This is a genomic window from Bacillus sp. FSL W7-1085 (assembly GCF_038595035.1).
Classification (GTDB): domain Bacteria; phylum Bacillota; class Bacilli; order Bacillales; family Bacillaceae; genus Bacillus; species Bacillus altitudinis.
The window spans coordinates 702,328-725,466 of record NZ_CP152000.1; the positions used below are offsets into that span (position 1 = coordinate 702,328).

The 23,139-nt window shown below is 41.6% G+C and carries 24 protein-coding genes; 15 read left to right on the top strand and 9 right to left on the bottom strand.

The genetic code is table 11. The annotated features are described in order from the left end of the window. Positions 1-6 precede the first annotated feature (6 nt). Entirely contained in the window at positions 7-960 is a 954-nt protein-coding gene (locus tag MKY11_RS03465; protein WP_342501851.1) for a nucleoside hydrolase, read from the bottom strand. A 181-nt stretch (positions 961-1,141) separates the two neighbouring features. Here MKY11_RS03465 and MKY11_RS03470 point away from each other — a divergent pair, with 181 nt between their 5' ends. From MKY11_RS03470 to MKY11_RS03485, 4 genes are all read left to right on the top strand, one after another. Beyond that, positions 1,142-2,050, top strand: a complete 909-nt coding sequence (locus MKY11_RS03470; RefSeq protein WP_007496845.1) for a diacylglycerol kinase — start codon at positions 1,142-1,144, stop codon at positions 2,048-2,050. A gap of 61 nt (positions 2,051-2,111) precedes the next feature. After that, a complete protein-coding gene (gene rlmD / locus MKY11_RS03475; protein WP_342501852.1) occupies positions 2,112-3,494 on the top strand; it encodes a 23S rRNA (uracil(1939)-C(5))-methyltransferase RlmD in 1,383 nt (460 codons plus the stop codon). Positions 3,495-3,747: 253 nt separating this feature from the next. Then, positions 3,748-4,725: a tRNA-dihydrouridine synthase gene (locus MKY11_RS03480; protein WP_144680092.1), complete on the top strand. Its 978-nt coding sequence runs from the start codon at positions 3,748-3,750 to the stop codon at positions 4,723-4,725. Positions 4,726-4,981: 256 nt separating this feature from the next. Further along, positions 4,982-5,710, top strand: a complete 729-nt coding sequence (locus tag MKY11_RS03485) for a hypothetical protein (protein ID WP_024718617.1) — start codon at positions 4,982-4,984, stop codon at positions 5,708-5,710. Positions 5,711-5,792: 82 nt separating this feature from the next. Here the strand turns inward: MKY11_RS03485 and MKY11_RS03490 are convergent, their stop codons facing one another. After that, positions 5,793-6,164: a hypothetical protein gene (locus tag MKY11_RS03490; protein ID WP_007496834.1), complete on the bottom strand. Its 372-nt coding sequence runs from the start codon at positions 6,162-6,164 to the stop codon at positions 5,793-5,795. A gap of 181 nt (positions 6,165-6,345) precedes the next feature. Between MKY11_RS03490 and MKY11_RS03495 the strand changes: the two genes are divergently transcribed. Then, a complete protein-coding gene (locus MKY11_RS03495) occupies positions 6,346-6,783 on the top strand; it encodes an Rrf2 family transcriptional regulator (RefSeq protein WP_135009847.1) in 438 nt (145 codons plus the stop codon). Between the two features lie 64 nt (positions 6,784-6,847). Beyond that, entirely contained in the window at positions 6,848-7,762 is a 915-nt protein-coding gene (locus MKY11_RS03500; RefSeq protein WP_342501853.1) for an NAD(P)/FAD-dependent oxidoreductase, read from the top strand. A gap of 10 nt (positions 7,763-7,772) precedes the next feature. Here MKY11_RS03500 and MKY11_RS03505 read toward each other — a convergent pair whose 3' ends face one another. Further along, positions 7,773-7,973: a hypothetical protein gene (locus MKY11_RS03505; RefSeq protein ID WP_024718613.1), complete on the bottom strand. Its 201-nt coding sequence runs from the start codon at positions 7,971-7,973 to the stop codon at positions 7,773-7,775. 113 nt (positions 7,974-8,086) lie between these two features. Between MKY11_RS03505 and MKY11_RS03510 the strand changes: the two genes are divergently transcribed. Continuing rightward, positions 8,087-8,734: a DUF3885 domain-containing protein gene (locus MKY11_RS03510; protein WP_342501854.1), complete on the top strand. Its 648-nt coding sequence runs from the start codon at positions 8,087-8,089 to the stop codon at positions 8,732-8,734. A gap of 33 nt (positions 8,735-8,767) precedes the next feature. On the opposite strand, the gene MKY11_RS03515 is transcribed toward MKY11_RS03510, so the two are convergent. Beyond that, entirely contained in the window at positions 8,768-10,096 is a 1,329-nt protein-coding gene (locus MKY11_RS03515; protein WP_039168556.1) for a 6-phospho-beta-glucosidase, read from the bottom strand. Positions 10,097-10,300: 204 nt separating this feature from the next. Between MKY11_RS03515 and MKY11_RS03520 the strand changes: the two genes are divergently transcribed. Further along, positions 10,301-11,032, top strand: coding sequence for a MurR/RpiR family transcriptional regulator (locus MKY11_RS03520; RefSeq protein ID WP_045034443.1), 732 nt, complete (start codon positions 10,301-10,303; stop codon positions 11,030-11,032). A 13-nt stretch (positions 11,033-11,045) separates the two neighbouring features. On the opposite strand, the gene MKY11_RS03525 is transcribed toward MKY11_RS03520, so the two are convergent. Beyond that, a complete protein-coding gene (locus MKY11_RS03525; protein WP_342501855.1) occupies positions 11,046-12,248 on the bottom strand; it encodes an MFS transporter in 1,203 nt (400 codons plus the stop codon). Between the two features lie 146 nt (positions 12,249-12,394). On the opposite strand from MKY11_RS03525, the gene MKY11_RS03530 reads away from it, so the two are divergent. Further along, complete coding sequence (locus MKY11_RS03530) at positions 12,395-12,874, top strand: YbaK/EbsC family protein (protein WP_024718610.1); 480 nt, start codon at positions 12,395-12,397, stop codon at positions 12,872-12,874. A gap of 32 nt (positions 12,875-12,906) precedes the next feature. Here the strand turns inward: MKY11_RS03530 and MKY11_RS03535 are convergent, their stop codons facing one another. Further along, entirely contained in the window at positions 12,907-13,815 is a 909-nt protein-coding gene (locus tag MKY11_RS03535) for a LysR family transcriptional regulator (RefSeq protein WP_159159442.1), read from the bottom strand. A 103-nt stretch (positions 13,816-13,918) separates the two neighbouring features. Between MKY11_RS03535 and MKY11_RS03540 the strand changes: the two genes are divergently transcribed. Beyond that, positions 13,919-15,118 (top strand): MFS transporter, encoded by a 1,200-nt coding sequence (locus tag MKY11_RS03540; protein WP_342501856.1) that lies wholly within the window; start codon positions 13,919-13,921, stop codon positions 15,116-15,118. Positions 15,119-15,181: 63 nt separating this feature from the next. Here MKY11_RS03540 and MKY11_RS03545 read toward each other — a convergent pair whose 3' ends face one another. Both MKY11_RS03545 and MKY11_RS03550 read right to left on the bottom strand, forming a co-directional pair. Next, on the bottom strand, positions 15,182-16,261 hold the full coding sequence (locus MKY11_RS03545; RefSeq protein WP_039168562.1) for a DUF3900 domain-containing protein: 1,080 nt from the start codon (positions 16,259-16,261) through the stop codon (positions 15,182-15,184). A 200-nt stretch (positions 16,262-16,461) separates the two neighbouring features. After that, positions 16,462-16,611, bottom strand: coding sequence for a DUF1540 domain-containing protein (locus tag MKY11_RS03550; RefSeq protein ID WP_008344201.1), 150 nt, complete (start codon positions 16,609-16,611; stop codon positions 16,462-16,464). 354 nt (positions 16,612-16,965) lie between these two features. Between MKY11_RS03550 and rfbF the strand changes: the two genes are divergently transcribed. From rfbF to MKY11_RS03575, 5 genes are read left to right on the top strand one after another with little or no spacing between them, the layout of a single operon-like run. Next, entirely contained in the window at positions 16,966-17,730 is a 765-nt protein-coding gene (gene rfbF / locus MKY11_RS03555; protein WP_019743935.1) for a glucose-1-phosphate cytidylyltransferase, read from the top strand. A 4-nt stretch (positions 17,731-17,734) separates the two neighbouring features. Then, on the top strand, positions 17,735-18,706 hold the full coding sequence (locus tag MKY11_RS03560) for a GDP-mannose 4,6-dehydratase (protein ID WP_025092661.1): 972 nt from the start codon (positions 17,735-17,737) through the stop codon (positions 18,704-18,706). Positions 18,707-18,718: 12 nt separating this feature from the next. After that, complete coding sequence (locus MKY11_RS03565; RefSeq protein ID WP_045034449.1) at positions 18,719-19,630, top strand: putative nucleotide-diphospho-sugar transferase; 912 nt, start codon at positions 18,719-18,721, stop codon at positions 19,628-19,630. Continuing rightward, positions 19,627-20,817 (top strand): glycosyltransferase family 2 protein, encoded by a 1,191-nt coding sequence (locus MKY11_RS03570; protein ID WP_342501857.1) that lies wholly within the window; start codon positions 19,627-19,629, stop codon positions 20,815-20,817. The genes MKY11_RS03565 and MKY11_RS03570 overlap by 4 nt, the downstream gene beginning before the upstream one ends. Then, the gene (locus tag MKY11_RS03575) at positions 20,818-21,747 is read left to right on the top strand and encodes a putative nucleotide-diphospho-sugar transferase (RefSeq protein ID WP_024718603.1); all 930 of its coding nucleotides are present in this window, start codon (positions 20,818-20,820) and stop codon (positions 21,745-21,747) included. It abuts the gene before it with no gap. Positions 21,748-21,781: 34 nt separating this feature from the next. Here the strand turns inward: MKY11_RS03575 and MKY11_RS03580 are convergent, their stop codons facing one another. After that, entirely contained in the window at positions 21,782-23,020 is a 1,239-nt protein-coding gene (locus tag MKY11_RS03580) for an MFS transporter (protein WP_342501858.1), read from the bottom strand. Between the last annotated feature and the right edge of the window lie 119 nt (positions 23,021-23,139).

A 23,139-nucleotide genomic window follows, 5' to 3' on the forward strand; every position in this document is an offset into this window, starting at 1 on the left:
GCTTTTTTATGATGAAATCTGACAAACCGCTTTTCTCATAAGCTCTTCAAAGGCCTCGAAAAAGGCATCTCGATCAACGTGGTCAATGACTTGAATCGATTTTCCATCTGGATGTTCTTCGGTACGTCCTTGTCTTGGCGATTCGGTATAAACAGTTGCATTCATTTCTTTTGAACGGGTAAATGAGGTGGATGCAAGAGTGATCGTTGTCAGCACATCCCATAAGTAGTAAGTCGAGTTCGTTTCGTGATGAATGAGAGGCGGACAAAAGGCATAACATTGTCCAATAAAGTCAATCCCGATGTGAGAGCGAAGGGAAGCCCATCGTTGACGGACATCGAGTGTGAGCGGAACCTGATTTGTACTTTCAAGTGCGACCATTTCAATTGGAAAACGCTCTTGAAATACGGTGCTCACAGCATAAGGGTCCCAAAAAGCATTCCATTCTGCTGTTCCATCATGCTCGGGTTCTTCGACATTGCCTTTTTCAAGGAATGTGCCGCCCATCCACACCAGTTTCTCAATTTTATTTGAGATGGAAGGATCTTCTTCTAAGGCGCGTGCAAGGTCTGTGAGCGGTCCTGTAAAGAGCAGCGTAACAGGTTCGGTTGACTTTTTCACCGTTTCAATCAGGTGAAGATGTGCAGGAAGCTTAGATACTTTTGTATCAATAGCGCCTTTTTCATTTAAAATCGGCAGGGCATCTACATAAAAAGCATGCATACGCCATTCCTTTGGAAATGGATTCACACCTCTAGAATTGGAAGCGGCTACTTCAATCTCATATGGGCTAAAACGATCAATAATTTTCTGAGAGGCGCTCAGCGCAGGCTCTAAATAACAATCAGCAGGAATCACAGACATCCCGATCACTTTCAGGTGTTCCATTTGAAGAAGTAGAAATAAGGACACGAGATCATCAACACCGCCGTCATGGTTGAAATAGACAGGCTTTTTCATGGCATACCATCCTTTTCATCGTTTTCTTTTATCTTATCAGAATGCTGATCTGCTGAGGGAAACGTACCGTGAGATTTCAAATATTAGGGGGTTGTTCTGTTGCCATTTTCAAATCTCATAGTATAATTAAAGGTTGTTAGTGGTGAAAATAGATTGCATAATGATAATAGGATGATGATGAATGAAACGTGCTCGAATTATATACAATCCGACATCTGGACGTGAACTCTTTAAGAAGAATTTACCGCAGGTTTTGCAAAAATTTGAACAGGCTGGCTATGAAACATCTTGTCATGCGACGACATGTGCAGGAGATGCAACACAAGCAGCCGAAAAAGCCGCACAGAGAGATTTTGATTTAATTGTAGCAGCTGGTGGAGACGGCACGATTAATGAAGTCGTCAATGGATTAGCACCGCTTGAAAAAAGACCAAAATTAGGAATCATTCCAGTTGGAACGACCAATGACTTCGCTAGAGCACTTGGCATTCCAAGAGAAGATATTTTAAAAGCGACAGATGCCATCATTGATGGTGTAGCAAAGCCGCTTGATATTGGTAAAGTGAATGGACAGTATTTCATTAATATTGCGGGAGGCGGCCGATTAACAGAGCTGACCTATGAAGTGCCTAGTAAGCTGAAAACCATGCTAGGACAACTTGCGTATTATTTGAAAGGCATGGAGATGCTACCATCCATTCGCCCGACAGAAGTCGAAATTGAATATGACGGCAAATTGTTTCATGGAGAAATCATGCTGTTTCTTGTTTCACTAACAAACTCAGTAGGCGGCTTTGAAAAGCTGGCACCAGATTCCATTCTAGATGACGGGATGTTTGACCTGATCATTCTAAAGAAGGTCAATCTAGCAGAAGCCATTCGAGTGGTCAGTCTTGCACTTCGAGGCGAGCATATTCATGATAACAATGTCATCTACGCAAAAGCGAATCGCGTGAAGGTAGATGTAAAAGATAAAATGCAATTGAATTTAGATGGTGAATACGGCGGCATGCTGCCAGGTGAATTTGAAAATCTGTATCGCCATATTGAATTTATTGTGCCAAAAGCAACAGCTGAAAAAATAGGGTGAAGACTAAACTTGGTTCCTTATGGCGACCAAGTTTTTCTTTGCAAATGAGGTGATAAAATTGGTGAAAATGAAACCGCCTGTTGAAAAGAATGAATACTACAATGTAACCTTCGAAGATTTAACGCACGAAGGTGCAGGAGTAGCGAAAATTGAGGGTTTCCCTGTGTTTGTACCGAATGCCCTTCCTGACGAACAAGGGAAAATCAAAGTCACACGTGTCAAAAAAGGATTTGCTTTTGGACGACTCATGGAGCTGACAAAGGAAAGTCAGCACAGGCAAGATGCGCCATGTCCCATTTACAAGCAGTGCGGCGGCTGTCAAATCCAGCACATGAGCTATGAAGGTCAGCTGCAATTTAAACAGAAACAAGTAAAGGACGTATTGGAGCGGATCGGCAAGCTTGATATGAGCCGTGTAAAAGTTCATCCTGTACTCGGCATGGAAGACCCTTGGAACTACCGAAACAAAGCACAAGTACCAGTTGGCGAACGGGAAGGCGGACTTGTTGCTGGATTTTATCAGCAGCGTACCCATGAAATCATTGATATGGAAAAATGCTTGATCCAGCAATCAGAAAATGACGAAGTGGTACAGGCAGTAAAAGACATCTGCAATGCGTTTGGCATCAAAGCATATAACGAAGAACGTCATAAAGGCTGGCTTCGCCATGTCATGGTTCGTTACGGTATTGCAACAGGTGAAATGATGGTTGTGTTTGTCACAAGAACGGCTGATTTTCCGCAAAAGCAGCAGGTGATTGAACAGATTATAGCACGCTTCCCACACGTTCGGTCAATTGTACAAAACGTGAATTCAAAGAAGACAAATGTCATTTTCGGAGACGAAACGACCGTTTTATGGGGAGAAGAATACATTTATGACACGATTGGCGACATCAAATTTGCCATTTCAGCCCGCTCATTTTATCAAGTGAACCCAGCCCAAACAAAGGTGCTTTACGACAAAGCGCTTGAATATGCCGAGCTGCAAGGAGAAGAAACCGTGATCGATGCGTATTGCGGAATCGGTACAATTTCCTTATTTCTCGCACAAAAAGCAGGCAGAGTATATGGGGTTGAAATTGTCCCAGAAGCAATTGAAGATGCAAAACGCAACGCTGCCTTAAACGGGATTAACAACGTTGAATTCGCAGTCGGTGAAGCAGAAACTGTTATCCCAAACTGGTACAAAGAAGGTATCAAAGCAGATACGCTAGTGGTCGATCCACCAAGAAAAGGCTGTGATGAAGCACTGCTTGATACGATTTTAAAGATGAAACCAAACCGTGTTGTGTATGTGTCCTGTAATCCTGGGACGCTAGCTCGTGATTTGCGTATTCTTGAAGATGGTGGGTATGTGACGGAGGAAGTGCAGCCTGTGGATATGTTTCCGCATACGAGTCATGTGGAGTGCGTTGCTAGTCTTGTGATTCAACAGTCATAACGTATTGAAGCATCCCGATTTCGTGATATAACACCGATATCGGGATATTTTTATTTTGGCTGCCCTTCACTTGAATACAAAACGGTAATTATAGGTCGAAAATTAATTTTCACCCCTTATTTGGTTTTGAAATGTCCTTTTTTGCAATTTTGCCTAGTTCATATTAAAGTATATAATGATAAAAATTGCTGAAAGAATTTACAGAAGGACATGCCCCATAAGGCGCTATGTCATGAGAGGAATTGGATGAAAGATGAGTAAAAATTTCTGGCGTGATTTACCGCGGCCATTTTTTATATTAGCACCAATGGAAGAAGTGACAGATGTTGTGTTTCGTCATGTTGTGAGTGAGGCGGCGAGACCGGATGTGTTTTTTACAGAGTTTACAAACAGTGAGAGCTACTGCCACCCTGATGGCATTCAAAGTGTGAAAGGCCGCTTAACGTTCACCGAGGATGAGCAGCCGATTGTTGCTCATATTTGGGGAGATAAGCCTGAGAACTTTAGACAAATGAGTATTGGAATGGCGGAGTTAGGATTTCAGGGGCTTGATATTAATATGGGTTGTCCTGTCCCTAATGTTACGCAAAACGGAAAGGGCAGTGGATTGATTCTTCGTCCAGATGTTGCGGCAGAGCTGATTCAAGCGGCAAAAGCAGGGGGATTACCTGTTAGTGTGAAAACAAGACTAGGGTTTACAGAGGTCGATGAATGGCGTGGTTGGCTCAGACACATATTGGAGCAAGATATTGTGAATTTATCAATTCACCTTCGTACAAGAAAGGAAATGAGCCAGGTGGATGCGCACTGGGAGCTTATTCCTGAGATTAAAAAACTGCGTGATGAAGTAGCACCTGATACGCTTTTGACGATCAATGGTGATATTCCTGATCGTCAAACGGGCTTAAAGCTCGCTGAGCAATATGGAATAGACGGAGTGATGATTGGGCGTGGGATTTTCCATAACCCATTTGCTTTTGAAAAAGAGCCGAAAGAGCATACGAGTGATGAGCTGCTAGGTCTTTTAAGGTTGCATCTTGATCTTCATGATCAATACTCATCACTAGGTTTGCGTCCATTCAAGGCATTGCACCGTTTCTTTAAGATTTATGTAAAAGGATTCAGAGGAGCGAGTTTCTTAAGAAATCAATTAATGAACACATCATCAACAGATGAAGTGCGTGCAATGCTGGATGAATTTGAAGCGAGAAATAAGGAGCAATCATTATGAAAAAGAGGAGGGAGGGCCCTTCTCTTTTTTCTTGAATCAGGACTACTTCTTTTGCACTACATATTCGTGATTATACTAAACTTCTTGGTATTTCTATTTTGTAACTTGTTTATCTTAATGTCTTAAAACAGTATTAATTAAATTCATTAATATTCTAGTAATAAACATCATGTTATTTAACTTAAAGTGATATGAAATTAAAATTATACTTATGTATAAAAAATTACTGTCGATATAATTAATGGGAGGTATTAGTGTGTTAGTGTTCAAAAAAAGTGTTGAAGTTATATATAGAATCTTAAAAAAAATTTTCGTTCCCTCAAAAAAATTATCTGTATTCTTTGCTCAACTGTGTATGTATTTGTTTTTAATAGCACTGGTAGGCGTTTTAATTAACCAGACATGGATAATTGAATACAGTGGTTTTTTTCTAAGTAGCATAATTGATATAGCTTTTATATATTGGCTGTTCTCTTATTTCAGCTTTCTAAAATTTAGAAAAGATCCTTTGTATTTTAAAGTAGCTAAACAAAAGGACTACCCTCACCAATATTCTGAAATTAGTAAGGCAGTGGAAAATATCGATGAAATTGAAGTCTCTGTTATGAAATGGGCTAAAGAGAATTATAATCAGAATGCTTTAGAAAAACTAAAATCATTAAATCTATATCACAGAGTTAGTTCAGGAAGAAAGGATTTAGATTTTTTATATAACTCACTTATAGCAGTTATTTTCGGGGTAATAACGACAGTAATATTTAATCCTGACATAATGAATACTTATAAAACATATATAAGTGAGCGTTTCCCCTTAGTCAACGAGTATGTAATTTACTATATGAATGGTGTGACAATATTTTTTTGTGGGGTAATCGTATCATTATACTTTTTGAAAGAAAAGCATTTAATGAATAGAAAAACTGAACTTTATGAAAGTATATTAGATAGAGTTATTAGCAAACTTGAGCACAAAGAAAGTGACTGAAACTCTTTTAGACCTCATCTATAACGTTTAAATGATAAGTGAGTTAAAAGACCCCCTCACCAAAAGGGGGTCACCAATTCCTTTACTCTGCACTCTCCTCAACATCACGGCTATCTTCTGTTTCACCAATATAAATAGGGCCGTTTGCATGGTCGATTCGGATGGGCCATTCGTATGGGACTTGCAGGCGTCGGGCGATGGCTCTCCAAAATTTTGCAGAATCAAATTCTAGTTCTTGAAAGTCTTTAAGCAATTCTTTATAAGAAGATCCATCAAATTGAATGTACGAGTCTTGCAGACGCATAAAGGCGTAATGTCTCACTTCTAATGCTGCCGCAGCTTCCATTTCTTCTTCTGTTGCTTCGCCAATGATTGTTCCTGCGGGTGGAAGCATGTCGTATACGTTAAATTCCTCTTCTTCTTCGTGTGCTGCATTGTGCTGTTGATCTGACATTTTTTTCACTCCTTCTAGTCTTCATCAAGCTTTTATTCGTGCTTACTTCTATTATCGGAAGGAAATGCGAAATGTGGAATGAAAAAAGAAGCAGATCCACAATACTTGCTTTTTCTTCTTGAATCCTCTATGATCAATTACAGATATAAAAGGTCTACAATAGATAGAAAGGAATGTTTCTATGAAATATTCTAAAGCGACCAACTATGCGCTTCATACGATGGTCTTTTTAACCCTTGCACCAAAGGGGAAAGCAATAGGCGTTGAGCCTCTCGCCAAAATGCAAGATCTTTCACCTACCTATTTATCTAAAATTTTAACAAAGCTTGTGAAGGCAGGATTGATTGAATCAACATCTGGCGCAAAAGGTGGTTACACCATTCTGAAAAAGAAAGAGGACATTTCGTTTCTAGACGTCATTCAGGCGGTAGAAGGACAAACCCATTTATTTCGTTGTTCCTTAGCACATGATTCTTTCATGCCTCATGATGACTGTTTGATTGAACAAGTCATGCAGGATGTTGAAACAAAAATGCAGGAGACGTTAAGTCAAAAGCGGTTAGTTGATATTGCAAGTCAAATAGAGCAGACAGAAAAAAATCCATTTTTCAACATGTGATTTTTTTGAACCAATTATAGATATTAAGAGTCTTTAAAATCTTGAATAAAAAGGAGAGATTGACATGTTATTAGATTGTGCCATTATCGGAGGCGGACCAGCCGGATTAAATGCAGCACTTGTTGTAGGGCGGGGCAGAAAACAGGTCATGGTATTCGATGATGAGATGCCAAGAAATCGGGTGACTCAGGAATCACATGGATTTATTACAAACGATGGAATGACACCGTTTGAGATCAGACAAGCGGGAGAAGCGGATCTTCAAAACTACCCCAATATCCAAATCAAACGAAGCAGAATTGTGGAGATACAAAATCATGAGGACAACTTCGCATTACTGACACAAGAAGGAGAAAGATTCGAAGCGAAGAAAATCATATTGGCAACAGGACTTCAGGATATACTGCCAGAAATGAAGGGGATTCATGAAGTGTATGGAAAGACGTTGTTTAGCTGTCCTTTCTGCGATGGTTGGGAGCTGAAGGACAAGCCACTTGCCCTGATTGCAGAGAACCAGCGCGCTTTGCATATGGCGAAACTTCTTTCCAATTGGACAAAGGATTTGATTGTGTTTACAAATGGACAGCAAGTGTTAGCTGAAGAGGAGAAAGCACTGTTATCAGCACATTCTATTCAAGTTATTGATGTGCCAATTGTAGCGATCCATCATGACAATGGTCAGCTACGCTCTCTTCAGCTTGCAAATGGCGAGATAGTGATAAGAGAAGGCGGATTTGTCGCAAGTGATTTCAAGCAGTCAACCCCTTTTGCTGAAAAACTAGGCTGTCAAATGACGAAAAATGGGGGCATTGAAACAGATATTCTAGGGCGTACAACCGTCAGCGGTATTTTTGCATGTGGTGATAATTTAGGCGGACCTGCTCAGCTTGTTCTTGCAGCAGCAGCTGGAAGTCAGGCAGGAATGGGCGTCATTCATGAACTTGTGCAGGAAGAGTTTCAACAAAAAACATCTCTGTAAAAAGAGATGTTCAGCGATGAGCGATTTTCCGTTTTACTAAGACGTGAGCAGTCCATTCAAAAAGTGCGTAGATGACAAAGAAGATTAGGATCCAGCTACTGACATCGACCCATACATTGTTGATATGAATGATGTTCGCCTGATCAAGTCCAGCCTGTATCCACATCGTGATCAATGCGGTGAGGAACACCTGTAAAAACCATTTTTTCAATTGGTCACACCTCCATCTCTTTCTATCATATAAGAAATGACAGTTTATTTCCAATTGAATTTCCATCAGTTTCAACGGTAAAATAAGATATAAAACCAATGGAAGGACATGAGATGAGCGATCAAACCAATCGTTTTTTAAAAAGTCATTTTCCTGATCTTGTCCTCACACCGCCTCTTTTTTATAAGTGGCCTTTTGGTCTTCGCTTTGAAGTGGCAGATTGGTCATTAGGAGAAGAATCGGTTGTATTAGAAAAAGCAGGCGATCGGGCTTTAAAAATTGTCAGATATGCTTTTGATCCAGAAGACGATATTCTACTTGTCACGGATGTTTACACGCAGCATGAACATGAACTAACGAGGCAAAAGCTCCTTGTTTATCAAAAATATGCCGACCGACAAGTGCGTCACCGATTGCGTCACGAGCGTTTGACCTATATACAACCAAAACAAGAAGAAACAATGAAAATAGAGAGATTTACACTCAAGTGTCAGCTACAAGATATTCGATTGCGCCCGCTATTACAAGCCATATGCCAAGAGGATTTCTACAAACCGAATCAAATCTTGAAAGGAAAGCTTGGTTATGACATTTATCTCATCAATCTCTCAAAACAGATGATTTTCCACTTATATGATGATCGAGGCTGTGATCTTATTGCGACAGATCCAGAACATCTGCGTCCAGTTTATGAAGGTTTACAGCACTGGCTCTTAGACTATGACCGTGCTCAGATGGATCAGTTGTTTGCCGAGAAATAAGAAAAACCGCACTTTGACAAGTGCGGCTTCTTTTTATGCTTCTACTTTATTGAAAAACTGTGGTAAGTAGTCTTTGTGTGCTTCTAGCATTTCATCTAGGATGCTTTTTGCAATGGCATCTGATGGGACGAGCGGATTGATGGTCATGGCGACAAGTGCTGTGTTGTAGTCGCCTGTCACGGCTGCTTCAGCGGCTACACGTTCAAAGGATTTAATTTGAGAAATAAGTCCTTTGACAGCAACCGGCATTTCACCAACAGCGATTGGTTTTGGGCCGTCTTTTGTGATGACACAGTTCAGTTCAACGGCAGAATCATTTGGAATGTCACTGATGGCGCCATTGTTGATTGTGTTTACAGGCTGAATGTCATGCTTGTCGTTATAAATGGATGCGATCAAGTTACATGCTGCATCACTGTAGTAAGCACCGCCTCGTTTTTCAAGCTGTGGCGGCTTAATATCAAGATCAGGATCTTTGTAAAGCTCGAACAGGTCATTTTCTAGTGCACGGACGACTTCTGCACGAGTTCCTTCATTCTCTGCTGCTTTCTTTTCTTCAGCCAGCATATCACTTGTTTTGTAATAGTAGCGGTGGTACGGACAAGGGATCACGCCAAGCCCTTTTAAGAAATCTGCATCCCACGGAATGGCGTGAATGTTGTTCATGGACATGGTGGAGTTTGGATCTGCCATGTCTTCGATCACTTGATCCATGATGCTTTTGCCGTCTAAGAACACGTTCAGTCCAAAGACCATATGGTTTAATCCAGCAAAGCTGACTTCGACTCTGCTTGCGTCAACATCAAGTCCTTTGGCGATGCCCATGCGAATGCCGATTGGTACGTTACATAAGCCAACGACTTTGCGGTGGTTTGAATAGCGAAGTACGGCTTCTGTGACCATACCAGCTGGGTTGGTGAAATTCACAAGCCAAGCATCCGGGCATAATTCTTCAATATCTTTCACAATCTCAAGAATGACAGGGATGGTGCGCAGACCCTTGAATAGACCGCCTGGACCGTTTGTTTCTTGACCAATGACATCATATTTTAAAGGAATTCGTTCATCCTTCATACGTGCTTCCAGTAATCCGACGCGGAATTGTGTTGTGACGAAATCAGCGTCTACCAGTGCTTTCCGGCGATCTAAAGTTAAATGAACCTCGATTGGAAGCCCTGCTTTTTTCACCATGCGTTTTGCAAGATTTCCGACGATCTCAAGCTTTTCTTTACCTGCTTCGATATCGACGAGCCAAAGTTCGCTTATTGGAAATTCCTCGTACCGTTTAATGAATCCTTCGACAAGTTCTGGTGTATAGCTTGATCCTCCGCCGATTGTGACAACCTTTAATCCTTTTGCCATGTTCTGCACCTCCGAATAATGTAACGCACAATGTTATAATAGAGTGAATCAATCTTTTATCATTTGTTTGTACATCTATAGCTTATCGTGAGAGTACCTTGTGCGTAAACGGTTTCAGCGTCTTTAGGCAAGGGTGCCCTATTTAGAGATTTGTTACATAAAAGAAACGTGTTGTGTCATGTTGTTGGAGAAAGGGGAAGTCAGATGTTTTCAAGTGAGGTCATTTCCAGCTTTAATGAACTAGAAAGCGCTTTATACCGATACATTATGGAAAACAGTGAAAAAGTCGTCTATATGAGAATTCGTGATTTGGCAGATGCCGCACATATATCGACCTCATCTGTCCTTCGCTTTTGTCGAAAAGTGAATTGTGAAGGCTTTTCCGAATTTAAGGTGAAGCTCAAAATGTATTTAGAAGCAGAACAAACACCTTCTTTGAAAAGCACGCAGCATTTCTTGTATGAATTTATCGAACGGACACTTAAAGGAGATTTTGAGGAGAAGATTAAAGAGGCAGCGAAGCTCATTGCGGGTGCAAAGAATGTGCTGTTTATTGGGACGGGCAGTTCTGGTATTTTGGCGCAGTATGGGGCAAGGTACTTTTCGAGTCTTGAGAAATTTTCATTCTACATCAACGATCCGTTTTTCCCGATGAATATGCAGTATTTAGACAATAGTGTCACCATTGTGCTGTCGGTATCAGGAGAGAACAGTATTACGATTGATCATATTTCGAAACTTAAAAGAGAAGGCAGCACGATCATTAGTATTACAAACAATCAGCACTGTACAATTTCTCGTATTTCTGACTTGAATATTGCTTATTACGTCACAGACGAACGAGTCCATAGAGCCAACATCACTACACAGACACCCGTTGTCTATATCCTAGAAGCAATGGCGCGTGACATGTTTGCGATGTTAAAAGAAAAGTAAAAGAGTCGCTGCCTTAAACAGCCGCTCTTTTTTTCTGCATCATGAAAGTGGTGATGGCAATCCCGGAACAGATGAGTACAAACAGTCCGCCTAACAAATAAACAAATCTCGCTCCGAATGTATCCGCAATTAATCCAACAAAGAAAATAGATAAACTGACAGACATAGAAGAGAGAACGTATTGAGCCGAATACACCTTTGATAACTCATGGACTGGCGTTTCCGTTTGGAGAATGGTTTGCTGCGAAACATCCCGAATTTGATAGGCAGGCCCCATTAAAATACAAAGCAGCAATGCAAGCCATGGCAGGCTGTTTAGTGAAAATAGGATCGTCAGCACTGCATAAATAAAAGAGCCCGCTGCCATAAAGAGGAGAAGTTGTTTTTGAATAAACTGACTTAGCCATGCAGCCATGAGTCCGCCTATAATGGCACCTATATAATATGCGGCATTGATATATCCCCACCATTCCGCACCTTCATTTAAAACAAGTGTGACAAAGGCAAGCGTAACCGGTCCGACCCACAAAGCACCTGCAATATTTTCACTAACATCCATGAAAGTCAGGATGCGAACCGTTTTGTTTGTCCAAATGATCTTCCAGCCATCCTTGAAACCGTTCATCTTATTTTCTTTTTGAACCGTGTCTTCTTGCTTGAGTAGAGAAAAAACAGGGATGATCAATAGATAGGACAACACAATCATGAAACAAGAGGCCCACATTAAATAAAATGGACCAATCAACAGGACGAGCATTCCAGTAAACGAATAGCCGGCGATTTGAACAGATTGATAAAAAACGGAGGCTGTACTGTTCGCTTTCACAAGCTGATTTGCTGATACAAGCATCGGCATGATGGCCTGTAATAAAGGGCTGATGAACCCGCCTGTGATGGAAATCAAAACGAACGCACTAAACAGCCAGATCAGGTGCTGCTGAAAGAAATCAAATTGGGTCGTGAATACGATGAGCATTCCAATACGTAAAAGAGGGACCCATTTCAATAGACGCTTGGCTTGAAAGAGTTCTGTCAAAACAGGAGAGAGGAGCCCAGCCAATAGCTGACATAGTGTTCTTATGAGCGGAAATACAGCCGCATAGGCGACAGATTGTGTATCTTGATAAATAACCAATGTGACTGTCATCAAAAATAGAATATCACTTAGCATGAGAAGGCTTTTACTGCCTGTATAACACCAAAACTTATTTCCCATATCCAACCGACTCCTTTTCAAAAACAAGTTCAGTATAGCATGTTGGCGAAGTGTGCAGAGGTTTTCCATTGAAAAATACATCTTAAGGATGAGAGGATTGTGATAAGCTAAATGAAAGGACATTGTAAGGAAAGGGGTTCAATCCATTGAAAAAATTACCAGCACATGACTTTTTGGACAAGCATGGCATCCCGTATGACATCAAAACATTTTCTGCCGACACAGAGAAGGGCGCAGCGAATGTAGCGGCTGCTCTTGGTTTTAGAGAAAGACAAATGATCAAAACATTGATCTTTGAAACAGGGGAAGGGGAGCAGCTGCTTGTGATGGTTGGTGCTGACCAGCACATCAAATCAGGGAAACTAAAGAAAGCCGCAGGCTCTCGCAATATCAAAATGGCTTCACCAGACACGGTGCTTGAAGTGACAGGCTATCGCATTGGCTCCATCCCGCCATTTTGTTGGCAGCCTGAAGGGTTCCGCACGATTATCGAAGCATCGCTATTAGAAGAAAAGATATTAGGCGTTGGAGCAGGAGAATGGGGAAATGAAATACTCATCACACCAGAACAATTAGTGAAAGCCTCAAAGGCGGTCCCATTTGATCTAGTTCAACCATCCGAATAGAAAAAGTGCCTGTTGCTGAAGCAGGCACTTTTTTAATTGGAGTCAGGTGCTATAAAGGGTCCGATGTCTTTCATTTGCAGAAAAGCATTCACCGTCCTATTTTCCTCAAGGTCATTCGCCCGTTTGCAGACCACTACAGGTCTGATAATGTCAATTCCTTCGATATACACGCGCCCAATCTCTTCACGTTCTAAGCTTCGCTGAACAGCGTCACGAGGAACAAGGGTAATGCCATAGCCAGCTTTGATCATTTGAATGGCTTCGTGGACACCACTGAATTGTAAATCAACGGTCGGTTTTTTAATTCCTTTAGCGGTAAAAAGGGAAAAAAGCTTGTCTCTCGTTGAACTGCCTTCTTCTCGCATTAAAAAAGGTTCATGGCTTAGGCGTTCTAGGGGGACGGTTTGTCCATTTAACGGATGATCCACAGGCACGATAAAGTCATAACTTAAATCAGTTAAGTGAGAGGTGTGAAGATCTTCGTGGTGCAGATCCTCTATTACGGCGATCGCCACATCTGATTGATATTGAAGCAGGCTTTCGATCACTTGAGCGGAGTTTCCGCTTTTTAATTCAATATCTGTCTGTGGCGATGATGTTTTAAAAGAGGCAAGCCAATCAGGCAGTAAAAAGTTAAGTGGTACGTAGGTAGAAGCAATTCTGAGTCTTCCTTTTTTTCCGTTTTGCAGAAGAGTAATCTGATATTCTACTTCTTTTTCCGCCTCGAATACTTGCCGGGCATATGGATACAGGATCTTCCCCATCTCTGTCAGTGTAATCCCCCGGCCGTTTCGTTTGAAAAGACGAAAGCCGATCTCTCGTTCAATGCTTCGTAATTGTGCTGTCACAGCCGGCTGTGTCAAAGACAGCACGTCTGCCGTTTGTGTGACACTTTTTGTTTCGGCTACCTTTGCAAAAATACGGAGGGCATGTAAATTCATCATTGCACCGCCTATCAATTATTTTGATGATTCAATCAAAAACATTCATTAGATTTATTATAAGGTATCCCTTATCGTAAAGGTAGCGAAGGGGGAAGAAAAAATGGATCGTCGTCAAAAGCAAGTGGTGTCAATTGCGCTCATCACAGCATTTGCCCTTATTGGGGATTCAATGCTCTATATTGTTCTCCCGGTCTATTGGAAAGAGATTGGTTTATCATCCATTTGGGAGGTGGGGTTACTGCTGTCTATCAACCGATTCATTCGTATCCCGCTAGCACCTGTCGTATGGTGGCTTTATCGATATATCCCAATGAAGACCGGTGTACTGATCGCAATTTTGATCGCGTCAGTGACCACGATATTATATGGTATGAGTGGATTTTGGCTGCTATTGATTTGCCGCTGTGCATGGGGTCTCGCTTGGACGTTACTCCGTATGAGTGGGATGAGGGTCTTGGCTGAAATGGACGAAGGCTCACAAGGACATTTGACGGGTCTTTATAATGGGCTTTACCGGCTTGGCAGTTTATTTGGCATGTTATTTGGTGGAATCCTTGCCAGCTTGATCGGTTTTCAGTCCATGACGCTTGTCTTTGGCTTACTCACATTAATGGGCTGCATTTTTTATGTATCGTTGGATGAAATTGAAAAGAGAGAAGGCACGCAGGTGTATCATGGCATCAAACAGAAGTGGTTTACACGAGATGTGGTAAAAGTACTGATAACAGGCATGCTGATCGCACTGATCATCCAAGGTTTATTCGCATCCACGCTGAGTCATGTCATTGAAGCAAAGATTGACCAAGATGAATTGACTCTGTTTGGCTTTGTCATCGGAGCTTCGGCTTTAAGCGGTGTTATTCAAGCACTCAGGTGGGGATGGGAACCATTTCTCGCACCGAGAACGGGCAAATGGTTTGATCGTCTTGTGATGAAGGAACGAATGTTATGCTGGATGTTTCTTTCATTTGGAGGTCTCAGTTTTCTTGTGATCATGCTGAAGGTAAGCGGCTGGTTCCTATTGATGCTGCTTTTGATGCAACTGATGGCAACAATTGTCACAACGTTCACCGATACACTTGCCTTTCAAAAAGCTTCTGCTCAAACAGATAAGAACCGCTTTCTCGCCAGCTATTCTTTTGTTCAAGATATGGGGGCTGCTTTAGGACCTTTGTGTGGGTATACGTTGATCGAGTTTTTCGGAACAAACAGCGTCTTTTGGCTGATGCTTATCATAAGTTTAATGCTCGTCAGCATGTGGATAAGAAGCGGGCAGCATGTTTCTTCTAGTGCAGTGTAAGAAATAAAGCGTTATATAAAAAACTGCCTCATGCAGCTAATCGCAGGAGGCAGTCATATTCTCTTATTCTAAGTCTGAATCATAGGCTTTTTGCGTGAGTTGGCTGACGACCTCTTTCAAGCCATTGGGTTTATGGAATTCAACAGGTGTGCTTCCTTTTTCAAATACAATTTGATCTGCTTCAACGAGCACGACATATCGATTGTTGACCTTTGCGATATGAATCGAGTGGCCGAAGTCGGCTAAAAGTCCTTTAATTTCTGTTTCGCCTAGACGCATCTTCATCGTGATATCAGGGGTTTGTTCAACAATGTGTGAAGCGGCTAGCGTGACCTGTTCTGTATCGAGTGTTTCCCGAATCTCCCGTTTTTCACTTGCTTCCCATATTTCAAGGTCCTCTTCAAATTGTTTTAATTCTTCACTTTCATCCTGAAATGTTTCAAATACATGTTCCTGCACCATATTCATGACCTGTGATTTCATGATTTCAGGCATCGATTCCCCGTATTCGACGAATTTTAGAAAGTCTTCAAAATAACGAGCGTGTGAGGATTGGTGAATTTTCACTTCGGCTTCCTCTGTCATGCCCTCTTCTGGCATAAACGGGTATTGAATCGATTTCATGTTTTTTGTTGTAATCGCCATTTCTACTTTTTTGATCAAGGTAGATGTATCAGCAATAGAAGCGACTTTCTGTTCAAAATCGCATTTCATGATAAAGACAAAAGAGTCATCGAAATATTTTTTAGGAACCGCAGATGCAACCAAAAACACGCCGCCTCTGACAGCACTTGTATCTAAATAGGTGCGAACAAATTGTTCACTGCATTCGTTAAATACTTCTTTTGTATCTGCAAATCTCGTCTGATGAAATAAATTGTAGTTTGGATTTGAATCGAGTTCATGCCCGGGTTCGACAATAAATCGGCCAATTTTAGTCGGTACTTGCTCAGACTTAGGGTGTCTGTCCACTTTTCGTTTGACGATTTTTTTTAGCTCACCGTCTAGAAAGTCTTTCAGCTCACTTTGTTCAAATTCTTCTTGGTTTAATGTTTGGTAATGTTTAAACCGTTTATTTGCTTGTTCCTCTTTACCTTCTATTTCAACCACATAGAATGATAGAAATCGTATCGTAAAATCCACTGATTGGTCACCACTTTTTCTTCTTTGGATATGTTGAGTATAGAAAAAGGAGTGAAAATCGTCAACGAATGGAGAAATATCGTGTCATTATTTCCCGAGAAATGTTTCGTGAAAAACGCTTGATAATAATTATCATTCTTGATAGAATGATAAAAGAAAAGAAGGAACCTGCCAGTTCCTTCATCTCAGAAAATCATGTATTATTTTGTTTCAAATGTTTCGCAATCCGTTTCAGCATTGCGAGTCACGTCAGTCATTGTGCTTTTACCAATTTTAATGGTAGAAGCTGTACAGCTGTTGTCAGCCCAAAAACGGCAAGAGTTCACTTCACAAAGTACATTTTGTGCCATGGGAATTCACCTCCGTGATTCATATTAAGAATGAAGCAAGCTGCCACTTGAGTTCATTCAATCTAGTAGTCTCTTTATCGAAAGAGGCTGTTTGTGCTGTATATGCACATGTTTATCATACCATCTACCCTGAAAATATACAATTTAAACTTTGAAAGAGCGAGAATGCAAATCTCGCTCTTTTTTGTTTGTAAAAATAGTTAAATGCTAGGTGGCACCCTCTCTTATTCCGACATATGAATAGAGTAGATTCAAAACCTGATGTCGGACAAAGTATAAGGGTACATGTACTGATTTTCCGCATGAAGATAGGGTTTTCAATCAAAAATTTTCATAGAGAGATGAGGGGAGAAGATGAAAGCAGTCATTCTCTGCGGAGGAAAGGGAACGAGAATGAGTGAGGTCACACAAGCGCTTCCTAAACCACTTGCTATGATCGGAGATCGGCCTATTCTATGGCATATTATGAAAATCTATCAGTATTACGGTGTAGACGAGTTTATCTTATTGCTTGGATATAAAGGAGAGAAAATCAAAGAGTATTTTCTCAACTACGACTGGCGGCATCACAGCATGCAGCTGGATATGTCGACAGGGGAAATGAAGCTTTTAGGTAATTCGGAGAACTGGAAAATCACCTTTTTAGATACGGGTGAGAATACGATGACAGGCGGGCGGCTAAAGCAGGTACAGGATTATATTGGTGATGAGACATTTATGATGACGTACGGGGACGGACTTGCCAATATCAATATGTTTCATTTACTCAAGCGCCATCAAGAGCTTGGAGCAGCTGCCACTGTCACAGGAATTGAAAAGAAATCACAGTACGGCACGCTGAAGGTGTATAACGGGATGGCACAATCCTTCTCTGAGAAGACAGACAGTATCGGGATGATCAATGGAGGATTTTTTGTGTTGTCTCCAAAGGTTTTTGATTATTTAACAGATGATGATCAATGTGTGTTCGAAGCAGAGCCTCTTCAAAATCTGGCGAATGATGGAGAGCTTGCAGTCTATGAGCACCACGGATTTTGGACAGCAATTGATACGTATAAAAACTTGAAAGAAATCAACGGCATGTGGACTGAAGGAAAACAACCATGGAAGGTTTGGTGACAGCATGAGCGGATTTTGGAATGGGAAAAACGTATTTGTGACCGGGTGTACGGGATTGTTAGGGAGTTACCTCGTCAAGGAATTGATAGATCAAGGAGCAAACGTAACAGGGCTTGTACGTGATCAGGTGCCAAGATCGAACTTATATCAAGGCAGTCAATTTGAAAAGATGAATGTCGTCCAAGGCGCACTGGAGGACATGCAAACGATAGAACGTGCGTTAGGAGAATATGAGATTGATACAGTCTTTCATTTGGCCGCCCAAGCGATTGTTGGGGTCGCAAATCGTCACCCAGTTTCTACATTTGAAGCCAATATTTTAGGAACATGGAATGTGCTGGAGGCATGCAGAAGGCAGCCGCTTATCAAACGAGTGATTGTGGCATCGAGTGATAAAGCATACGGGGATCAAGAACAGCTTCCTTATGATGAAGACATGCCGCTTAACGGCAAGCACCCATATGATGTGTCAAAAAGCTGTGCAGATTTAATTTCTCACACGTACTACAACACATATGGTCTTCCGGTTTGTATTACGCGCTGCGGTAATTTATATGGAGGCGGGGATTTGAATTTTAACCGAATCATTCCGCAAACCATCCAGCTTGTGTTAGAGGGAAAGGCGCCAGAAATTAGAAGTGACGGAACCTTTATCCGTGATTATTTCTATATTGAAGATGCGGTCAAGGCTTATTTACTGCTAGCTGAAAAAATGGAGGAAAAAGGGCTTGCAGGAGAAGCATTTAACTTTAGTAATGAAATTCAGCTGACTGTGCTTGAGCTCGTTGATAAAATCTTAAAGGCGATGGGCAGTGAACTAAAACCTCGTATTTTGAATCAAGGAACGCATGAGATTAAGCATCAATATTTATCAGCAGAAAAGGCGAGAAAGCTGCTTGATTGGAAGCCTGATTACTCCATTGATGAAGGGTTAGAAAAGACAATTGAATGGTATCGCGAATTCTTTCAAAAATAGAGGTGTATACAGATGAACAGCATATATTGTACGGTTCTATCAAGTGGAAGACTTTATCAAGCCATTGCGTTTTTCTTATCGTTGAAGCAAGTAGAAGATGATGCTGTCATCAAAACGTTATGTATGGATGATGCTGCATTTGATTTGCTTCATCAAATGAATTTCCCGCATGTCGATCTTGTTCATGTGCGTGAGCTTGAAACGCCGGAGCTTCTAGAGATCAAAAAGGAACGAAATGATTCGGAATATTGCTGGACATTAAAACCGATTTGGATTGAGTGGCTATTTAAGCAGGACCAGGCGGAGGAAGTGACGTATCTTGATGCGGATTTGTTCTTTTATGAGAGTCCACAAGTGATTTTTCAAAACCAGCCTGATGCCTCTGTGCTTCTATCAAGAGGGGATATTGTCATTCCAAGCTTTGATCCAGAGGAAGTGAAGATGCTTCAGAAACTTTTAGGGCGCTATAATTCAGGGTTCCTGCATTTTAAAGGAGATGAAGCCGGCCGAAAGTGCCTGAGCTGGTGGAAAGAAGAATGTCTAAAAGAATGCAAAAATGCGCCTGGAGAGGGGAAATTTGGCGATCAAGGGTATTTGGATCATATGCCGGTGCTGTTTGAAAAAGTAGAAGATATTCAAACAAAGGGTGTGAATATTGGTCACTGGAATTATGGCCAGCATTCTTATCAGGAAGAGAATGGACGTATTTTGCTTGAGGATGGAAGCCCACTCATTTGCTATCATTTCAGTGGTTTTCGGATCTTAAGCAAAGATGATATGCAGCAAATCCATGAAAAAGGAAGAGATGACTTGCCATTTTTCCAAGAAGCCTATCGGGAAGTGCTGCGTCATGTGATTGAATCGGTAGAACAAGTCAATCCGATGTTTAACGGCTATGCCAAACTGGAGGAGGATGGCGCATGAATGAAAAGCCGAAGGTCAGCGTCATTATTCCGAGTTATAATGCGAAAGAGCGTTTAGAAGGGAGCCTCTTTTCCTTAACGCTTCAGGAAACCGATATTCCATTTGAGGTCATTGTCGCTGATAATGGGTCAACGGACGGCACGATGGAAATGCTCGAACACATTGAGGTGAACTTTCCATTCAAAAAGGTGCGTATTCCTGTCAATCAAGGAATTGCCAAGGGGCGCAATCATGCCATTCGTGAGGCAGAGGGAGACCTTTTAATATTCCATGACAGCGATATGTTGGCAGAGCCCCAATTTATTCAAAAGCACGCAGAGGCACATGCTGATCATGAGGACCGTGTCATTTGCGGTGTATGCTGGAAGCGAATCTACCGTTATTTTTACACCGGTTTTGATCAAGATCATGTGAATCGATTAAAAAAACAAGGGCTGTATCAGCGGAAAATGAAAGACAAAACGTCTCTTGTGTCGATGGAGGAAGTGAAAAGCGGCGCATTTCTAGAGAGAAGCTTCGACTTGCAGTCCGAATTTATTGATATCCTGAAAGACATTTTAAGCACGTACGACTATGATTTAAGTTCTTATCAATTGCCGTGGCGATTTTTTATCACAAATAACTCTTCCGTCAAGCGAAAGCATGTCATGGAACTAGGGATGTTTGATGAAAAAATCGTTCGATACGGGTTTGAGGATTATGATTTAGGCATTCGTCTGCATCAGCTTGGCCTCTCATTTGAACTGCGTGAGGATATTTTGAGTGTGCATCAGGAACATCCAAGTAATTTAACGTCATTCGATGACATCAAATATAACATTTTGTATATGTGCGAGAAGTACAACAATATTGATTCGATTGATGTTCATCTGGCTTTCTCTGGACCATTTTCTCATACCGTGACAAATGATATCGTGAAAGACATTCGCCAGCTGCGTAAGAATGAAGCATATGATGATCTGCTCGCTTATTTTTTGGAGCTGCTTCATATGATCACAGAGCGGAATGTGGGCATTAAACGTGATCAAAAGGACGTGCTGACGGCAAAGCATTTCCCTTTGAAAAAGCTGTCAGAGGCGGCTCAGCTTGCCAAGCAGGAACATGGATGCACGGTGCTGGCCGAGGCCATTCAAGGGCTCACAAAAGAGCTGCTGCATGTTGACTTGTTCCAAGTGGATGTGTTGTAGATGGCATCCTATCATTTCACAACCATTGTGTCGAATACCCATGTGTTTAAGCTGCTGGCACTGATTCATTCACTTGAGCAGACGGCTCAATCATACAAACTTTCTGTCTTATGTGCTGATCCTTTGGCTTACAAGGTGTTAAGTCAGTTTCCTCATCCACATGTCCAATATGAACAGCTTGAAGATGTGGAAGATGATTCGCTGCGAAAAGCAAAGGCGGATCGTACGTTCCACGAGTATTGCTGGACGCTTAAGCCTGCGTTTCTACTCAAAATTCTTGAGTCCTCTGATGCAGATTATCTCGCTCATTTGGATACGGATTTGTATTTTTATCATGATCCAGAGGCGATATTTGCAGAAAATCCACTCGCTCATGTATTTTTGACAGATCATATGAATTCCAAGCGATTCTATCACTTTTATGAATTATCCGGCCGTTTTAATACTGGGTTTGTAGGCTGTCGAAACACAGATGTGGCCAAACGGGCTGTGACGCAGTGGAAAGAGAACTGCATTGCGCACTGTACAGTAGAAATGGATACGGAAAAAAAGACATATGGTGATCAGCGGTATGTTGAAAGATGGGTCGATGATTTTGAGGGTGTCCATGTGGTGGCATCTAAAGGTGCCAATGCAGCGATTTGGAATATTGAAAACTATAAGCTCTCCGTTGTGAAAGGAGATATGTATCTCGACGAATGTCCACTGCTGTTCTATCATTTCTCTGCCTTTACGATCATTGATGAAAATACCTTTAATCTGAATTGGTATTACTATATGACAGAACACACTCTTGTGGATCATTTGTATATTCCGTATGCGGATTTGATTCATCTGAAAATTAAACAGGTGCAAAAGGTCTTTCCAGACTTTCAGCAGGGGTTTATTGCAAAGAAGCATGTTCCTGATACGCATTTTTATGAGATATGAAAAAACCGCTCATTTATTGAGCGGTTTTTACCTTTTATGATTCATTCCATTTCGCTATGGTCTGATCGCTTGGCAGTAAGAAGGCTAGGATGCCTAATATCGGTAAAAAGGCGACACCGATCATGGTAGGCGTTAAACCGACTGCATCAATTAATGAGCCGAGGGCAACGGATCCAATCGCTCCCATACCAAACGCAAGCCCAACAGTTAAACCAGACATTGTGCCAATTTTCCCGGGAAATAGTTCTTGGGCATAGACCACGGTGACAGAGAAGCTTGAGGTCAGAATGATCCCAATGAGTCCAAGTAAAACATAAGCAAAAACTGGTCCGGCAAATGGGAGAAGCAGGGCAAGCGGAAAGGATGCTAATAAAGAAATTAAAATGACGTTTTTCTTGCCGAAGCGGTCTGCAAGCGGCCCGCCTAAAAATGTCCCAATCGCACCCAATATAAGAAATAAGAAAATATAAGTTTGTGATTCTTTAATCGTCAAACCATATTGTTCAATCGCATAAAACGCATAGAAATTCGAGATCGCATTTCCATACCAAGAACGTGCGAAAATAAGAAAGACGATAATGCCAAGTGCTGTGAGCGCTGACTTGCGATGAAGTTCAGATCTTGCTGCTTTTGCAGGCGCTTTTTTCGCTTGTGCTCGAATGGTTTGAAGTCTTCCTGCGTACCATCTTGAAATATAAAGAAGGAAACCGACAGCAATCATTCCAACAATCGTAAACCAAGCCACACCTGGCTGACCGAGAGGGACGAGCATTAATGCAGCGATTAGCGGAGCAAAGGCTTGGCCTGTATTTCCACCGACTTGATAGATGGATTGAGCAAGACCCCGTCTAGGACCAGCTGCCATGTTGGCAACCCGTGAGCCCTCTGGATGGAAAATCGCAGAGCCGAGTCCAATAAAGACGACGCACAGTAGGATGGTCGCAAATGATGGCGCAAACGCAAGGCCGAGAATGCCGACAGCACTTGAAAATAATGCGATAGGCAGCGCATAGGGCATCGGCCGTGTATCTGTGTACCACCCGATCGCAGGCTGCATGACAGAGGAGACCATATTTAATGTAAAGGCGATTAGCCCTAATTGAGTAAAGGTCAGCCCCATTGAGCGTTCTAAAATAGGGAACATGGCAGGAATCACGGCTTGCAATGTGTCGTTGAGCATATGGCAAATACCAATAATCAATAAAATAGGATAAACCGTTGAACCGGTGACCGCTTTTTGAGGTTTATTCTTTGTTTGAGCAGCAATAGCCAATGAGACTTCCTCCTTTCATTCAACTTGTTTTCTTTTTTTCATTCTCCTCATTTTATTCATAAGGTGAACTATAAAACAATAGCAAATTGTCATGATTTAGAAAAAAAGAGACACATGCG

Excerpts from the sequence above, each read along its gene's own strand:
- rfbF (WP_019743935.1), top strand. The coding sequence starts at position 16,966 with ATGAAAGCAGTCATTCTCTGCGGAGGAAAGGGAACGAGAATGAGTGAG.
- MKY11_RS03575 (WP_024718603.1), top strand. The coding sequence starts at position 20,818 with ATGGCATCCTATCATTTCACAACCATTGTGTCGAATACCCATGTGTTT.
- MKY11_RS03515 (WP_039168556.1), bottom strand. The coding sequence starts at position 10,096 with ATGGCAAAAGGATTAAAGGTTGTCACAATCGGCGGAGGATCAAGCTAT.
- MKY11_RS03550 (WP_008344201.1), bottom strand. The coding sequence starts at position 16,611 with ATGGCACAAAATGTACTTTGTGAAGTGAACTCTTGCCGTTTTTGGGCT.
- MKY11_RS03565 (WP_045034449.1), top strand. The coding sequence starts at position 18,719 with ATGAACAGCATATATTGTACGGTTCTATCAAGTGGAAGACTTTATCAA.
- MKY11_RS03560 (WP_025092661.1), top strand. The coding sequence starts at position 17,735 with ATGAGCGGATTTTGGAATGGGAAAAACGTATTTGTGACCGGGTGTACG.
- MKY11_RS03490 (WP_007496834.1), bottom strand. The coding sequence starts at position 6,164 with ATGTCAGATCAACAGCACAATGCAGCACACGAAGAAGAAGAGGAATTT.
- MKY11_RS03510 (WP_342501854.1), top strand. The coding sequence starts at position 8,087 with ATGAGCGATCAAACCAATCGTTTTTTAAAAAGTCATTTTCCTGATCTT.
- MKY11_RS03570 (WP_342501857.1), top strand. The coding sequence starts at position 19,627 with ATGAATGAAAAGCCGAAGGTCAGCGTCATTATTCCGAGTTATAATGCG.
- MKY11_RS03535 (WP_159159442.1), bottom strand. The coding sequence starts at position 13,815 with ATGAATTTACATGCCCTCCGTATTTTTGCAAAGGTAGCCGAAACAAAA.
- MKY11_RS03525 (WP_342501855.1), bottom strand. The coding sequence starts at position 12,248 with ATGGGAAATAAGTTTTGGTGTTATACAGGCAGTAAAAGCCTTCTCATG.
- MKY11_RS03480 (WP_144680092.1), top strand. The coding sequence starts at position 3,748 with ATGAGTAAAAATTTCTGGCGTGATTTACCGCGGCCATTTTTTATATTA.
- MKY11_RS03500 (WP_342501853.1), top strand. The coding sequence starts at position 6,848 with ATGTTATTAGATTGTGCCATTATCGGAGGCGGACCAGCCGGATTAAAT.
- MKY11_RS03520 (WP_045034443.1), top strand. The coding sequence starts at position 10,301 with ATGTTTTCAAGTGAGGTCATTTCCAGCTTTAATGAACTAGAAAGCGCT.
- MKY11_RS03470 (WP_007496845.1), top strand. The coding sequence starts at position 1,142 with ATGAAACGTGCTCGAATTATATACAATCCGACATCTGGACGTGAACTC.
- MKY11_RS03495 (WP_135009847.1), top strand. The coding sequence starts at position 6,346 with ATGAAATATTCTAAAGCGACCAACTATGCGCTTCATACGATGGTCTTT.
- MKY11_RS03465 (WP_342501851.1), bottom strand. The coding sequence starts at position 960 with ATGAAAAAGCCTGTCTATTTCAACCATGACGGCGGTGTTGATGATCTC.
- MKY11_RS03540 (WP_342501856.1), top strand. The coding sequence starts at position 13,919 with ATGGATCGTCGTCAAAAGCAAGTGGTGTCAATTGCGCTCATCACAGCA.